Source organism: Siminovitchia sp. FSL H7-0308 (assembly GCF_037980985.1).
Taxonomy (GTDB): domain Bacteria; phylum Bacillota; class Bacilli; order Bacillales; family Bacillaceae_C; genus Siminovitchia; species Siminovitchia thermophila.
Genome location: NZ_CP150282.1, coordinates 1,097,050 through 1,112,844, shown reverse-complemented (window position 1 = coordinate 1,112,844; position 15,795 = coordinate 1,097,050). Strand labels below are relative to the sequence as shown.

Here is a 15,795-nt window from a genome sequence, read left to right as displayed (position 1 = left end):
ATTTGTTATAAGAAATAGCATATGCTCTCCTGTTTCATGAAGCGACACGGACAATACTTCCAATAACAGACGAGCAGAAATGTCCCCATTTAATGCATCTTCCCCATTTCATTTTTATCATCGAACAGAAAGGACAGCTACTGATATATGCCAATACAACTTGTTTGTTACGAACTTAAACGATTAATGGAAGATTACTACAAATGCGGGGACCCTCATATAAAGGCGCTCATTCATTCTGATATAAAGCTTTTAAGTAAAGCTTTATTTTATTGTGACCTCTCGAAATAGACTGAATTTAAACACATTTACACCCCTCTAAGCTGTTACTGAAACTACACATCAAACGATGCCTGTTTTCTTCAATCGACTTGCTGGAAAAGTTTACACAAATAAGGGGCCACATTACAACCAATATGTTATGGTATCGAATAAACCGAGTAATATGAGTATGACTCCCGCTACCCGTTGAACCCAGAGCCCCATTTTTTTACTTCGTTTCAGCAGGGAGCCACTTAAGCCAAGGAAAGAAGTCATCCCCATTACGACAAGCACGGGGATGGAAGTCCCAATTCCGAACACTGTGGGAAGAATCATTCCGTATGAAGAAGCCAAAACAATCGGCATAAGAGTAACGAAAAATATGACAAACATGGTCGGACAAAAAGCAATAGAGAAGCTTGCGCCCATTAAAAAGGAGCCTATTTTTCCACTGCGCAGTTTTAACGGTATTTTACTCGCCAGTCTATTGATGATGTTTAGTTGAATAACCCCCATTAAGAAAAGACCAAGCAAGATAAGGAACGGTCCGATCACTTTGCGGAAAAAAGGAAATAATATGATGAGATTTTCTTCAAAGCTCCGTCCCGCCAACCATACAAATAATCCCAGCCCGCTAAACACTACAATCTTGCCAAGGATAAAAAAAATAACATCGCCCCAGTAACGAGAATGTTGCAGGCTCCGATTTCCATAAAGTGTAATCGCGCCTATATTTCCAGTTAGTTGGCAAGGAGCCAGAGCGCCTATTAAACCGAGCACAAAGGCGGCCACAATAGGTGCTTCCGCTCCGTGATACAGTGACATGAAAGGCTCACTTAATAATTGGCTTATTTTGCTGATTTCTTGATACATATGGATCAACCTCAGTTACTGATGGATTTCATGATTCCTGTCAAAGTTGCTTCATTTTATCAGGCATAAGAATGTAATCCGGCGATCACTAGATTGACAACGATGAGATTAAAAATAATAATGACAAACCCAATGACCGCAAGCCATGCCGTTTTCTCCCCGTGCCAGCCCCTTGAAAGACGCAAATGAAGAAATGCCGCATAAAACAAAAAGGTAATAAGCGCCCATACCTCTTTGGGATCCCATCCCCAAAAACGTGTCCAAGCAATCTGGGCCCAGATCATCGCGAATATTAGCCCGCCAAGAGAAAACACCGGAAAACCAATCAACACAGATCTATAGCTGATTTCATCCATCAGATCCAAGTTTACCTTTCTGACCACCGGATGAAGAATTTGGCTTATTCGCTTTCTAGTGAGAAGCCGTATAGCCGTATAAAAGACTGTCCCTGAAAGCAAGGTCCAAATGACCGTATTTAGCTTTCTCGCATGGATGATGGCCGGCATTTCAACAATCGGGCTGAAGCGGTCCGTAGTCGACATAGTCCCCTCGTTTGGCCCTACAAGTGCAGGCAATTGGTATTTCATGACTTTTTCATTGCCTTCTTTGTCTACCCAGTTAAATTCAGCCTTGTAGTCGGCGATTGCAAAAGAGGATGTGACAGCAATAAAACCAATCACACAAATAACGCCAAACATGATCACTTCCAGCATAAATGATCGTTTGTCTTTTACCGCGGGGTTGATTGCCTTGAGCAAATAGATCAAGCCTGCCACAAAACTGATAGCAAGTATCGCTTGTCCGGTTGCGGTTGTCGATACATGAATAAACAGCCAATCGCTTTGCAATGCGGGAATGAGAGGGTTGATTTCACGGGGAAACATGCTTCCATAGGCTATTAAAATAGCGGCTACGGATAAAGCAAAAATCCCCAACACATTTATTTTATAGATAAAATATATGAGAATAAAAGCCCCTACAATCATCATTCCAAAAAAACTGATAAACTCAAACATATTACTGATTGGGGCATGCCCTCCCGCGATCCAGCGCGTGACGAAGGAGAAAATTTGCGAAATGAAACCGGCAATAGCCAATGCAATCCCTATTTTCCCCCAACGATTTTTATGAGATGATATCTCTTCTTTTCCTTTTTCCCTAATCGCTCCAGAGAAGAATAGCACAGCAATTAAATACAGTACAAATGCGGCATATAACAAACTACTGCTTATTTGTATAAAATTTAACATTTATTTTCTCCCTCCCGTGTGCTGGTCTAGTGGTTCAGGTATTGACGTTCCATTGATAATACCGGCAATTTCTCTTTTTAGCCCGTACCAATTTTTATTTGTGTGAGCAGCAATCAGCACCTCTCCCTCATGCTTTTGCAACCAGATGCGGCGATGATTCCAATAGGAACCCTGGATCACACCCAATCATAAAAATCAAACCGCCAACTCCCACAACCCAGAGAGTGAGATCTTTTCGAATCACAAGCGCAGTGGCATTGCGGGTTGTAATCCCTGAAAACGCCATTTTATAGTCGGTTTCCCCAAGCGGCTCAATGGTTTGGCGAATAGCGGTAAAAATAACTTCTCCATCGGGATGTTCCGGCGAAATCATGTTAAATAAAAAAGCGGGATTATTGGGAACAGGCGAATTATTTTGCGGCTCGCCGTTATCGGCAAAACCTGTAAAATCGGGATAAAAGCCCAACAGTTCTACTTGATAGCCGTTGCCTAGATCGTATATATCCTTCGGGTCAAACAAATCAATGGCCAATTCGCCTTTGGAACTCTCCGTTTTTTTGTCCAGGAAACTAAATGACATGCTTTTAAACTCGTCAAGTTTATAATCGACTTGATAAACGCCAAATTTGTCAAACTTTAAAGGCTCATTCACACGAATTTTTGCTTCCTGCAACTTTGTGAGGTTTTCATCAGCACCCACTGTTTTATTTGAATCCTGCTCATATAAAATGACATCGGTTTGGAAATTTTTAATGACACCACCTACCCGATCGAGCGCTTCCCGAAATTCCTCTCTATCGGTTTCCTTATCGTATAGTTCCCTTTTAAACCCCTTGCTTTCCAGTACGTATTTTTCATCAGTGCCCGGAATGGTTTTTCTTTCTCCATCCCGAAGCCACAGCACTTCATCCACATACATGCCGGGAACAAAGCGAAGCATGCCCCCGATTAAAAAAATAATCAATCCGATATGGTTTACATAAGGTCCCCAACGGGAAAAACGACCTTTTTCAGCCAGGATATTCCCGTTTTCTTCCCGAATACGGTATTTTTTCTGTTTCAGCTTTTGTTTCATGAGCTCAAAATCTTGATCAGCCTGGGCCGCAACTCCACGGTTGAAAAGCCTTTGCCTTTTTAAGAAGCTTTCATGCCGGCTCACACGCTGGTTGTTTAAAGCCCTATATAGCGGAATGACACGATCCAGGCTACAAATCACCAGTGAAACGCCGATAGAGGCAATCAGAAGCAGATACCACCAAGAACTATATAAATCGTGGAAGCCCAACTGATAAAAAACCTTTCCAGCCATTCCATATTGCTCTTCATAATAAACGGCGGGATCGGCAAACGGCGGAATGTACATGGCCTGCGGCAAAATGGTTCCAAGAGCCGAAGCCAGTAACGTAATGACGATTAACCACACACCCACTTTTACCGAAGAAAAGAATGTCCAGATTTTATCAACAATGGTTCTGTTATAAGTCTGCGATCTGCGGGCACTTCCTTCATAGCGCATATCATGGAGCCTTTGACTTTTAGCTTCTTCGGCCAAAGCCCGTCCGCATGCTTCACACAAAACGGTTCCGTTCGGATTCACATGCCCGCACACACATTTTATTTTATCCAACATTTCATCACCTCCTTATTGAGGCTTAATGCTCTCCATCATTCCTTTAATTTTTGCTTCTGACAGTTCTCCTGTTTCTATTGCGGTGATCTTGCCTTCAGGATCAATCAGCATGGTAGTAGGCAAAGGAGTGACACCGTAAAGATTCAAAACTTCTTTGTTCGTATCTTTCAAAATGGGAAAGTTCAAACCATGCTTTTGGATAAATTTATTGATGACAAACTCGGGCTCACCCACGTTTACCGCCAATATTTCTACCCCTTGATCTTTGTACACTTCATATTGATTGTTCATATAAGGCATCTCTCTTTCACACGGCTTGCACCATGTACCCCAAAAGTTCAAAAACACTCCCTGGCCTCTATAGTCTGATAATCTATGTTCATTGCCATCCATATCAGAAAGGATAAAGTCCGGCGCTTGCTCCCCTACCGCCATCTCCCCTCTCGTTTCCTTGGTGAAATTTCCATAGAGTGTGTAGACGATAGCCGCCAACATAATGACCAGTATGATACTTCGCATGACGAGCCGTTTCTTTTTCTTCATCTTTTACCTCCTCTTTAAGCCATGTTCGTTATGACGAATCCTAAAATCCTGTAAAACCGCCGAACAAAGGAACCAACAAGGAAATAATGACGGTCATCCAATCAAAATATAGGAGAATCCCCATCAAAACCATTAATATTCCCCCAAACATCATAAAACGATTTCCGTGTTTTTTTAAAAAAGTCATTTTATCGATGAAAAAGGCCATGATGAGAAACGGGATAGAAAAACCAAGCACATAAAACGCCATATAAAGAAGTCCCATACCCGGATTTGCTATACCAAGAGCGATCACTCCGGCTAAAATCGGCCCTGTACAGGGAGTCCAGCCTGCGGCAAATCCAATTCCGATCAACACCGATCCCAAATAACCCGAAGGACGATTGCGAAACTGAAATTTTTTATCCGCTTGCAAAAATTGAAAGCGGAGCACACCGGCAAGAACCAGCCCAAAAAACACCATTAGTATGGCGCCTAATTCCCTTAAAAGATCTTGATATTTTGCAAAAAAAGCTCCTATAAAAGATGTGGACAGCCCAAGCGCTAAAAAGATAATAGAAAAACCAACTAAAAATAGGATCGTATGAATAAACGCTTTTTTTCTTAAAATTGCCTGTCCGCTTTTTAATTCGCTCACTGTCATTCCTGTAATATAAGAAAGGAAAGCCGGATATAAAGGGAGCGCACAAGGTGATATAAAAGATAAAAAGCCCGCGCCAAATGCCAGAAACAGGTTCACTTGTTCCAAAAAATGTACACATCCTCCCCAGGTTTTTTGGATATACGCACCATTAAGATAAGGTATGAATGTGAAGAAACTATGCAGTTAACTTAAAAGACATAAAATAGTTGAAAATGGATCAATAAAGTGTGACAATCCTCACATCCATCTGAACGATTTGCTGTTATTTCTTTGTGATTCGAAATGATATCTTCATCATTTCTTCATCTTTTTCCATTAGACTATTCAATGTTGAAAGGGAAAATGGGCGCAACCCGAAGCTTAAAATCGAAGGTTCAATAGCTTGATGAACATTTGCGGGGCGGCTAACGCATAGCCAACCTGTGAAGAAGCAATTATAAATCTGGTATGATAGACTTTACCAAACATTTTCAGTCAGTGATGTTCCACAAACATATTGCTCGTAAAACAGCTGATGTAACGAATAAAATCTGGGGAAGGAGCCTTGTACAGAGTGCGACATGGTGTAGGATCAGCAGAAGAAAATAGAAATACCATTAATTCACCCACTCATATAGAGTGAGACGGTGATCGATAAGACTAAGCTGGTCCCGCAAAAGTCTCAATCCAAGCGCTCATTGAAGATAGCCGCAACGCAATCTATGCAAAGCGCTGGATCAGGCTCAAGCTCATAAAAGATGGAAACTGTTGAACCATGGTGCGCTTGCTAATCTCTCCATTGCGGTTGAATAGGATTTACTCGAGGGAACCTGGTACAGACCATCTCGGTTTTGTTATGTTGGTTTTTTATTGATCTTCATACTGGCACAATTACATGGAAAAACTGCTGTTTTTGAAAATGATCTGGCACAATTCATCTATTTGTTTTCATCAAAAAAACTAAACAGATGACGTGCTTTCAGTCGGCCCGTTTTTGTTTCCAATGCCTGTAAACGATGAAGATAAAAATCATGGCGAAAACAATGCCAATCTGCCATCCAACTGTTAAGGCAAGTACACGATCCACTGAATAAGCTTCTATGTACAGTGAGGGGATTTTTCCCAATGTGCTGGCAATGCTGAAAGAAAGTAAACGCATTTGACTATAGGCGGCGGCTAGCGTAACAGCACCTGAAGGGACGAATGGCAATATTCGCAACATGATGACGAGAATAGCGGCTTCCACCCCATGGGTATGTTTTAGCTTGTTCAAAAATCTGTTCTTTACTTTATTTCGCGCAAACCATGTACGAATACCTTTGCGGTAGAGCAAAAAGCTGACAACAGCCCCCGCCGCCTCCCCGATAATGGAAATAAGCAACCCTGTCTTAAAACCGAAGAAAATGATATTTCCAGCAGTCACCGGGGCACTTGGAAGAATTCCCGAGATTGCTATAATCATATTAAGGCAGATACTTATGATCACTGCCATCCATTGATGTTCAGGAAACCATTCCGTCACCACATGCTCCATATTTTCATCAATTCCTAGTGTAAAAATTGAAATTCTTGCCGACAAATGACAATGAAGAGTAGATTCAACAAAAATATAATTCAATCAAATAGAAAAGTCCATTTTTGACTTGCGGTCAGACAATTTATTCACGAAGTTTCAAAGAAATGGGATCTGCAAAATTTCTTCAGAATTCTTTTGTATAATGGGCATACAACCGAAAAGCCCGATTTACAAACCGCTTGCAGATTCATCTAATAAGTTCGTATTTTTTTAAGCGTCAGCAGAAAGCTTTTATGATACAACATGCTAAAAAGGGGTTAGTGTTACTAATGTACACCAAAATAACTAAAAATGGTCAAATACGAATACCCAAAAAAGTCCAAAACGATTTAAATCTATTGGAAGGACATTATCTCTATATATATGAATCGCAAAAGTGCATCTATATTGAAAAAGATCATGAGGACGATACGTTAAATCAGTGCCTCTTTGCCAATGATAAAGTTACGATACCTATGGAGCTTAGAAAATTGCTTAATATCTCGAATGGGACCCATCTATACTTGGATGTTTCCGATTACAATACCATTCGTCTAATGAAAAATGATCCTTAAAAAACCGTAATAACTAGATTAATGAGAAGAAAAAATGGAGCAGTTTATATAAATGAAACGACACATGAAAAACATTTTTATCGTAACGATGATGACGATCACCTACACGATCATTCTGACCTATTTTTTTCCGCAAATGAAGGCGCTTCTTATGTTGGACAGAGCTGTAAAACTTGTTGAAGATCTAGGACAGGAACTGGCCGTCACATTCAACCTCGGCAATTGGTTGCAAACGAGTAACAGTGCGTCAGAAAACGACATTTCCAATGACAAAGAGATAACAAAAGAAAGCAAACCCACATACTATATCAAGGCTGATTTAAATGAAAACAGCTATGAAATTGACGGACAAATGAACGTTACGATTGAGAATCCGGGTACCGACTTCATCACTTTTTATACGTATTCATATTCGTGGTCACCTATGAAAATCAACAAAGTCGTTTTAAATGGGAGAGAAGTTACTTTTTCCTATGACAAAAAACAATTATTGATACAAAACCCTAAAGAAGAAAAAGAACTTACCTTTTCCATCGAGTTTATAACACCTGTCCCCCGCGAAGGAACCCGTTTCGGGTATAAAGAGGATGTATGGTTGATCACCACTTGGTATCCGATGCTCGGTGTTTTGGACGAGCAGCAAAATTGGATGACGAGACCAGATCCCATCGGCATGGGTGACCCTTTTTTATTCAACTATGCCGACTATGTCGTTGAATGGTCCAGTTCACCGTCCATTAAGTGGGTAACATCAGGGGACTTAACATCCGATACAATCATAGAGAACAAAAGAAAAACAACATGGAAAGTAAAAAACGTCCGCAATTTCGCTTTGGCCGGAAGTAAAAATTACACACAACAAACTTTACAATTTAAGGGAAACACAACCGTGACAATCGCCTTGACAGACGAGGAAAAATTTTCCGAAGTCGTTGATATCGTACGCTTTGCCTTCCCGCTTTTTCAATCATTATACGGTCAGCTTCCCTATTCCAACATCGCCATCGTTGAAACAGGCCATGGCACCAATTTCGCACTGGAGTATCCAAATGTAGCCATCTTCTCCAAAGATATGTATGCCAACAATGAGATTGAACACTGGCTGCCCCACGAAATTGGCCATCTATGGTGGTATAACGCTGTAGGTGTAAATGAAATAAAAGAGGGATGGATCGATGAAGGTTTGGCAGAACTCAGTGTTGTCTTATATTTGGAAAACCGCTATTCCAAATCCGCCGGAAAACAACTAAGGGATCAATATCGCCAAAGAAATCAGCTTCTTGTGAAAAATTCACCTCATCAAACAATGGCTGCCGGGATGTACGGTTTTAAAAATAAACAAGAGTTTTATGATTCCTGGTATGCGCGTTCTGCAGATATGTTTTTGACTTTGCGTGATAAAGTTGGCGAGGAAAAGTTCAACTATTTTTTGAACACCCTTTACAAAACGAACATGGGACAGGATATTCGTGAGGATCATATTGTCCAAGCTTTAGAGGATTCACTGAACTTAAAAACGAATCTATTCACCAACTGGGTCCACGAACCTTATCAGCAAACAAAATGGGACATTGAAGTGATTAGTGCTGACGATGAATCAAAACGCAATGCCGTTGACGAATCCCGAAAATAGGACCCTATCGCAAAAGTAATAATCCCGGAGAAAGTAAAAGGACTATTGAAAAAAATAGAGAGCAACCTTGAAGTTTAAAGTGAAGGATGAAAATGAAGTCCACCTGACGTAATGGCATCCTTTTTACAAGAAACCGTGAGGCTGGGACACAACTAAATCAGCTAATGAAAAAACGAACAATACAGTGAAACTTCATTCAGTACGGCTAGTACTGAATGTTAGTTGAACCGATCGGGCATTTAGGTGCCGTTTTCTCACACTTAGACCTTTTGTGTCAACTCAGGTCTTGAAGTAGGAGTCTTACGGCACCTTACATGCTGGGAAATTGTCCCAGTGTATCATACGCAAGCTTTTAGCGTAGTCAAAATAAGGAGACTCCTGCGGGAATAGCTCGAGCTGAAGATCCCGCAGGAAAGCGACCTTTGTTTTCCGAGGAAGCTGAAGAGACCTGCGGAAAGCGAAATAGGTTGACGTAGCAATAATAGGGATTTTTTTAACACATTTAAGGCCGGGACAAAACCCTGTAAAAATGAAATAAATTGCATGAATCAAGTTTAAAAACCTTGATTTCACGCGGCTTTATATTCAAGATTTTACGAACCTTGTATCCCGGCCCCTTTGCTATTTCGTATTTGGTTTTGTCCTAGACTCCTCCTTATTTGAACAGATCAATCCAAATTGATCCAAACGCTTTTGACCTCTGTGTAATTTTGTAACGCATAGGAGCCCATTTCCCGTCCAAATCCGGATTCTTTATACCCGCCAAATGGCGAGGCGGGATCCGTTACATTGTAACAATTAACCCATACGGACCCTGCTTTTAGCCGATTGGCAACATAATGCGCATTCTTTAGGTTTTCCGTCCATAACCCCGCGGCCAAACCGAAATTGGAATTGTTGGCACGTTCAATGATTTCATCTAGACTTTCATACGGCATTGCAACGACCACCGGTCCAAAAATCTCTTCTCTCGCAATGGACATTTCTTCATCAACATTCGTGAAAATAGTGGGCTCTACAAAATACCCCTTTTCAGTATGCCCGCCGCCGCAAAGCATTTTTGCTCCTTCTTCATTGCCTTTATTGATATAATCAACAACACGGTTTTGCTGCTTTTTCGAAACGAGCGGCCCCATATCAGTATCGGTCGATAATCCACTGCCTTGTTTCACGTTTTCAGCATAATTGATTAAATCGGATAATACATGATCATACACTTTCTTCTGAATATAAACCCTAGACCCGGCACTACACACTTCACCTTGGTTCGCCATGATACCCGAGAAAACGCCGGGAGCCGCTTTTGACAAATCGGCATCTGGCAAAATAATATTGGGAGACTTTCCACCGAGTTCAAGTGTTACCCGCTTCATTGTATTTGCCGCTTCTCTCATGATGGCCTTTCCGACGCTGGTGGAGCCTGTAAAGGCAATTTTGTCTACATCAGGATGTTTGACCAATGCATCTCCCGCTACCTCACCGAAACCAGGAACCATATTGATGACCCCTTCCGGAAAACCGGCTTCAGCGGCCAATTGGGCTAGATAAAGAGCGGAAAGTGGCGTTTGTTCGGCTGGCTTTAAAACAACCGTACAACCCGTAGCCAATGCCGGGGCTATTTTCCAAGCAGCCATCATGAGCGGGAAATTCCATGGGATAATCTGACCGACGACACCAACAGGTTCATGTCGGGTGTAGTTGAAATAATTTCCAGAAACCGGAATTGTTTGTCCGACTATTTTTGTCGCCCATCCAGCAAAATATTGAAATTGGCCAACTGCATTGGGAATATCATTGCCTAATACTTCATTGATGGGCTTTCCGTTATCGAGCGTATCGATTTCCGCTAATTCTTGTTTATTTTTTTCTATTAATTCAGCAAGTTTATACATGAGCCTGCCACGATCCGCTGCGCTCATTCTGGACCAAGGCCCTTCTTCAAACGCTCTTTTAGCGGCAGTGACTGCTTTATCGACATCTTCAGCTTGTGCTTCACTGACATATGCCAGGACTTCGCCATTTGCCGGATTATACGTTTCAAAAGTTTTACCGGAGCTTGATTCTACAAACTCCCCATTTATAAACAATTTTTTCGTGCCCTTTAAAAACGCCGCCACTTTATTTGAAATTTGTATTGTTTGTGTCACTTTAAAACCTCCTTTTTTAGATAAGAATTAAATTGCCGCTTCTAAAATGTTATATATATCCTGACGAGTCGCTTTGCGTGGATTAGGTATCATATAAAGCTCATCTTTACAGGCAATATCCGTTAACACATCTATATTCTGTTTATCTACCCCAATTGCGCTTAACTTGTCAGGAATCCCCACTTCCCGTGTCAATTCTTTTACCTTTTCCACAGCTGCTTTCGAGGCATCTTCAACCGTCATTCCCCATGTATTGACACGTAAAGCCTCACCAATTTGCGCAAATTTATAAGGATCGGCAATCCAGTTAAACTCTAAAACATATGGAAGAAGAATGGCATTTACAATTCCATGTGGAGCGTCATACTGCGCACCAATGGCATGTGAAATCCCATGAACCAAACCGAGACCGCCATTGGCCATGCCTATTCCTGTTGAACAACTAGCTTGAACCATTTTGTTCATTGCCTCTACATTTTCCGTATTGCCAACTGCTTCGAGAATGGACGCTCCAATCACCCGTACCGCATGAAGATTAAGCGCATCTGTAATGACTGATCCATTTCTTGACACATAACCTTCTATTGCGTGTGTTAAAGCATCCATCCCTGTTGATGCCACAAGTGAACCAGGCATACCTTGTAATAGCTCGCCATCTAAAAACGCCACCTTGGGAAACAACGTTTCCCCAAAAACAAGCTTTTTTGTTTTTAGCTCTACATGATCTTCCGTTATAACGGCTGCATGCCCCCCTTCACTTCCAGTCCCTACTGTAGTGGGAATAGCAAATAGAGGGATGGGGTCATTGCCATATATATCAAAGCCAAAATAATCGGCAATGGAACCGCCATTTGCAAATAATACGGCAAGCGCCTTTGCGCTATCTATCACACTTCCGCCGCCCACAGCTAAAATACTTTTAATCCCTTTATCTTTAAATAATATATATGCCTCATTAGTAGCTGTTACTGTGGGGTTTGGTTTAACCTCATCATAGATCAGCGTTTCTATAGAGGTAGATTGTAATATAGTTTCAATTTTTTCAAGAATTCCAGAGTTTCTTATTCCTTTGTCGGTGACAATTAACATCGTATTGTATTCTCTGTTGTTCACTTCATCTTTGAGTTGTTTTACACAACCGGAGCCAGTTATCAATTTTGTTTTAGCCATGAACTCTGTCAATTTGTTGGCACTCATGTGAATTCCTCCCTATCATGTGGTGGTCTTGTTAAAAGAGATTGCGTAATTGTATGTAAAATGGATGATCGAACGGTCTCAGTAACCACCTCCTTTCATTTAAAACCTTTTAGCTATTTCCGCATAGTATTGGATAGCCCTTATATATTTTTTTACCTCGACATATTCATCAGATTGATGTGCCAGCTTCTCATCACCCGGTCCATAGATAATCGTCGGGATTTTTAAAGCGGGAAAAAAGACTGATGCATCCGTATAATAATTTGCGCCTTTTTCTTCTGCTTCTATTTTGTTCAATTCTTTATTAAGTTCCAAAGCTAATGAAACAAAATCGCTATCCCTTTCGTTTTCCAGCGCCGGCAAATCATTTATGATCTTTAACTCAGCTTTGAAGTGGTCAATTTTCATTTCAAGATCTTTCAGGATTTCCTTGATGTCTTTTATGATGTTGCCATGCTTTATTTCAGGGATTGTTCGTATATCAATCGTCACTTTACATTGATCTGGCACTACGTTTGTCTTTATTCCCCCATTGACAGTACTGATAGTGAGTGTCGGCTTTCCTAATAACTTATGTTCTTTTTCGTATGAAAAAGAAAAATGTTTCAGTCTTTCTATCAGTTCACTCATATGAACAATAGCATTTATACCTTCATGGGGCATGGAACCGTGGGCTGTTTTACCAAATAATTTAATTTCAATCCATAACGCCCCTTTATGAGCCGTGAAAACCTTTCCATTACTAGGCTCTGCTATAACTATTGCCCCAGCATTTTTAAGTGCTTCATCATTAACCATCATTGAAGCACCTATACAATCGACCTCCTCACCCGCAGTCCCGACAAAAACCACATCATGATCCAGACTTGTCCTTGTTTCCTTCAAAGTAATCATTGCTTCTATTAACGCGGCAACACCACTTTTCATATCACAAGAGCCTCGCCCAAAGATTTTTCCATTTATGAGACTGCCGGAAAACGGTGAATGCTTCCATTCAGTTTCTCCTACAGGCACAGTGTCAAGATGTCCACTAAATAGTAAAGAACGATGTTTTGAACCATTCCCCTTTAAACGAACAATCACATTTGCCCGACTTGAAGAAAGCGCTTTAATTTCAGTTTGCAAACCTGCTTTTGCGGCATGCTCAACGATTGCCTTGGCAACCCCAAGCTCGTTTCCAGGAGGGTTGACACTTTTTATTTTGATTAGCTTTTGCAAAAATTTGATAGCCCTTTCTTGATTTACCATCAGATCAACCGCCTATCATTATTTTGTGAAATACATCTCCTGTATTTAAAAAACTTTTTCATTTTAAACGTTTCTATTGTTTCTAACTGTTATACAATATTAGCATAGTAACATTTGGAAATAAGCACAAAGAATAGTGAACTACTTTGTATATACGAACAAATAAAGGGAATTGAGTCAAAGGCCTATTCTAAATATTTCAAAATTAACCCGATATTAGTAATCTATAAAACTAAGGCCGAAATGGTATTTGAATTTGACATATTCGGAGAGGAGTGGTGAGTGATGAATATTAATGATGTTAACCAATTAGATGTACTAAAAGATTCAGAAATTCTTGCCGGAAAAAAGGGGTTAAACAATAGAGTACTTCATGCTACCATCATTGATGCACCCGATGGTTATAAGTGGTGTTCGAAAGGGGATTTCATCATCACAACAGGATATCCTTTTACAAGTAATATGCATTGGGAAGCGGGAATCATGAAGTTACTACATGCGCTTATTGAGAAAGAATGCTCGGGTTTAGGAATAAAGCTGGGGCGTTACATCCCGTCCTTTCCAAAAGAGGCCCTTTCTTATGCCAACGACAATAACTTTCCGGTTATTTCTTTACCGCATAATGTCTCTTGGTCAGAGATTATTATGCCCATTGTTACCCAAATCAATAAACAACATCAAAATGAATTAGAAATGAATCACACTGTTTACGAGATGTTCCATCACCATCTAAAGATGCAAGGTGACTTACAGGATCTTGCCCAATTACTCAATAAGATTTTAAACAAACCGGTTACCATCTACGTTAGAAACGCTCATCAAAAAATTGACGTACATCACAGCTTTTTTTCGGCGGATGAAATTGAAAGTATGATATCGGCGTTGTCTTGTGTACAGGAGCGGCCAATCCAGAGATTGAATTGGCAAGGAAACAAATTTACTGTCAGGTGGGTATACAATTCAGATCAATTAGAAGGGGGCGTATTCCTATGGGGAGTACATACTCATCTTCACACATGGCAAAAAGCAGCTCTAGAGCAAACCGCTGTTATATTAGCATTAGAAATAGAACGCATGAGAAGCGTATCTTTAGTTTTTCAACGTTTTAGAAATGATTTTTTAAACATGTTGTTATCTGAAGGATTTGAATCACACGAAGTATTATCCAGACGGGCAGAAGAGGTCAAATGGAATCTCGAAAGTCACTATCATGTAGTATTGTTGGATTTTGATGTGAAAGAAAAATATGTATCCAACAAGTCTAAAAACCTGGCCACATGGCAAAAGAAAGAAACTATTCTAGAAATGATCGACTATGAGTTAAAATGGTTATCGCCAGGATCACTTATAGGCTTTGATAAACATAATTTTTTTACATTACTCATTCCAAAGAAATATCAACAAGATCTTATTCATCATTTAAACAAATTAGTCAAAAAAATAAATTCAACCTCTTTTTATGGTGGAATTGGAAGATTACATCCTATTGAAAATTTAGCAGCGAGTTATAATGAAGCCTTGTTGGCTTTAAAAGTAGCCTATGCCAACATACCTGAAGATTTTAATCAAAAGAAAGTGAATCAGCTGTATGTCCGTACCTTTTCCGAATTAAATGTTGAGCGGTTCCTTTTTTCCCATAATCCGAGTGATGAAGCAAAAAAACTCGTTGAAGATTGTTTGGTAAACATAATCAAATATGATAAAGAAAAAAACAGTGATCTATTAGAAACTTTAAAAACATTTTTAGCTCACAACGCGAATTTTGATAGTACCGCGGATGCATTATACATCCATAAGAATACTGTCAGGTATCGTTTAAAAATGATTCAGGAATTAACTCAACTAGATCCTAAAAATATAAAAGACCAACTCCTTTTCCAAATGTCATTGGCGGCACTAGATGTAATGAAACAACATTTATAGGCAGCCCATCAATATTTCTGCTTCCCCCGGTAGATTTTTCATTGCCGCATCTAGCGGCCCAAAATCTCCACGGGAACCCTTCTTATACAGAAGACTTATGGTTTTAAGGCTTCCGCCCCATAAGATAATAAGTTCAGTAGCGTTACCATCTTCATTTTAATAGATAAATAGCACGAATATTTATCTTATATCTAACATCCAGATGGTGATGATGTCCATAGACTTAACAAGATGTAACCCGAAAAAAAGCGCAAAGAAAACTCGTTCTCTGCGCGTTCATTGCCCAAATCCAAGATATTTTCCGCATCCCTGCATCTTGAGTTATGATGCTAATGGAT

11 protein-coding genes and 1 pseudogene are annotated in these 15,795 nt (G+C 40.2%); 3 read left to right on the top strand and 9 right to left on the bottom strand.

All coding sequences use genetic code 11. The features are described 5' to 3' along the window. Nucleotides 1-405: 405 nt before the first annotated feature. The 6 genes and pseudogenes from MHB50_RS05285 to MHB50_RS05260 form a co-directional block, all read right to left on the bottom strand. On the bottom strand, nucleotides 406-1,134 hold the full coding sequence (locus MHB50_RS05285; RefSeq protein ID WP_205178493.1) for a sulfite exporter TauE/SafE family protein: 729 nt from the start codon (nucleotides 1,132-1,134) through the stop codon (nucleotides 406-408). A gap of 59 nt (nucleotides 1,135-1,193) precedes the next feature. Further along, nucleotides 1,194-2,384, bottom strand: a complete 1,191-nt coding sequence (ccsB, locus tag MHB50_RS05280; protein ID WP_340084966.1) for a c-type cytochrome biogenesis protein CcsB — start codon at nucleotides 2,382-2,384, stop codon at nucleotides 1,194-1,196. Next, nucleotides 2,385-4,011 (bottom strand): annotated as a pseudogene (locus MHB50_RS05275) (cytochrome c biogenesis protein ResB). It abuts the gene before it with no gap. A 15-nt stretch (nucleotides 4,012-4,026) separates the two neighbouring features. Continuing rightward, entirely contained in the window at nucleotides 4,027-4,557 is a 531-nt protein-coding gene (locus MHB50_RS05270; protein WP_340084965.1) for a thiol-disulfide oxidoreductase ResA, read from the bottom strand. Between the two features lie 40 nt (nucleotides 4,558-4,597). After that, the gene (locus MHB50_RS05265; protein WP_205178508.1) at nucleotides 4,598-5,305 is read right to left on the bottom strand and encodes a cytochrome c biogenesis protein CcdA; all 708 of its coding nucleotides are present in this window, start codon (nucleotides 5,303-5,305) and stop codon (nucleotides 4,598-4,600) included. 853 nt (nucleotides 5,306-6,158) lie between these two features. Next, the gene (locus tag MHB50_RS05260) at nucleotides 6,159-6,713 is read right to left on the bottom strand and encodes a VTT domain-containing protein (RefSeq protein ID WP_340084964.1); all 555 of its coding nucleotides are present in this window, start codon (nucleotides 6,711-6,713) and stop codon (nucleotides 6,159-6,161) included. A gap of 311 nt (nucleotides 6,714-7,024) precedes the next feature. Here MHB50_RS05260 and MHB50_RS05255 point away from each other — a divergent pair, with 311 nt between their 5' ends. Together MHB50_RS05255 and MHB50_RS05250 are read left to right on the top strand one after the other, a co-directional pair. Next, nucleotides 7,025-7,309 carry an AbrB/MazE/SpoVT family DNA-binding domain-containing protein gene (locus tag MHB50_RS05255; RefSeq protein WP_340084963.1) on the top strand — a complete coding sequence of 95 codons (285 nt, stop codon included), beginning with the start codon at nucleotides 7,025-7,027 and terminating at the stop codon, nucleotides 7,307-7,309. 52 nt (nucleotides 7,310-7,361) lie between these two features. Then, nucleotides 7,362-8,942: a M1 family aminopeptidase gene (locus MHB50_RS05250; RefSeq protein ID WP_340084962.1), complete on the top strand. Its 1,581-nt coding sequence runs from the start codon at nucleotides 7,362-7,364 to the stop codon at nucleotides 8,940-8,942. Nucleotides 8,943-9,610: 668 nt separating this feature from the next. On the opposite strand, the gene MHB50_RS05245 is transcribed toward MHB50_RS05250, so the two are convergent. From MHB50_RS05245 to MHB50_RS05235, 3 genes are all read right to left on the bottom strand, one after another. Beyond that, a complete protein-coding gene (locus MHB50_RS05245; protein WP_205179011.1) occupies nucleotides 9,611-11,089 on the bottom strand; it encodes an aldehyde dehydrogenase family protein in 1,479 nt (492 codons plus the stop codon). A gap of 27 nt (nucleotides 11,090-11,116) precedes the next feature. Then, nucleotides 11,117-12,286, bottom strand: coding sequence for an iron-containing alcohol dehydrogenase (locus MHB50_RS05240; RefSeq protein WP_340084961.1), 1,170 nt, complete (start codon nucleotides 12,284-12,286; stop codon nucleotides 11,117-11,119). Nucleotides 12,287-12,385: 99 nt separating this feature from the next. Then, nucleotides 12,386-13,534, bottom strand: a complete 1,149-nt coding sequence (locus tag MHB50_RS05235) for a M20 family metallopeptidase (protein ID WP_340084960.1) — start codon at nucleotides 13,532-13,534, stop codon at nucleotides 12,386-12,388. Between the two features lie 285 nt (nucleotides 13,535-13,819). On the opposite strand from MHB50_RS05235, the gene MHB50_RS05230 reads away from it, so the two are divergent. Beyond that, nucleotides 13,820-15,457, top strand: coding sequence for a PucR family transcriptional regulator (locus tag MHB50_RS05230; protein WP_077110191.1), 1,638 nt, complete (start codon nucleotides 13,820-13,822; stop codon nucleotides 15,455-15,457). The last annotated feature ends 338 nt before the right edge of the window (nucleotides 15,458-15,795 follow it).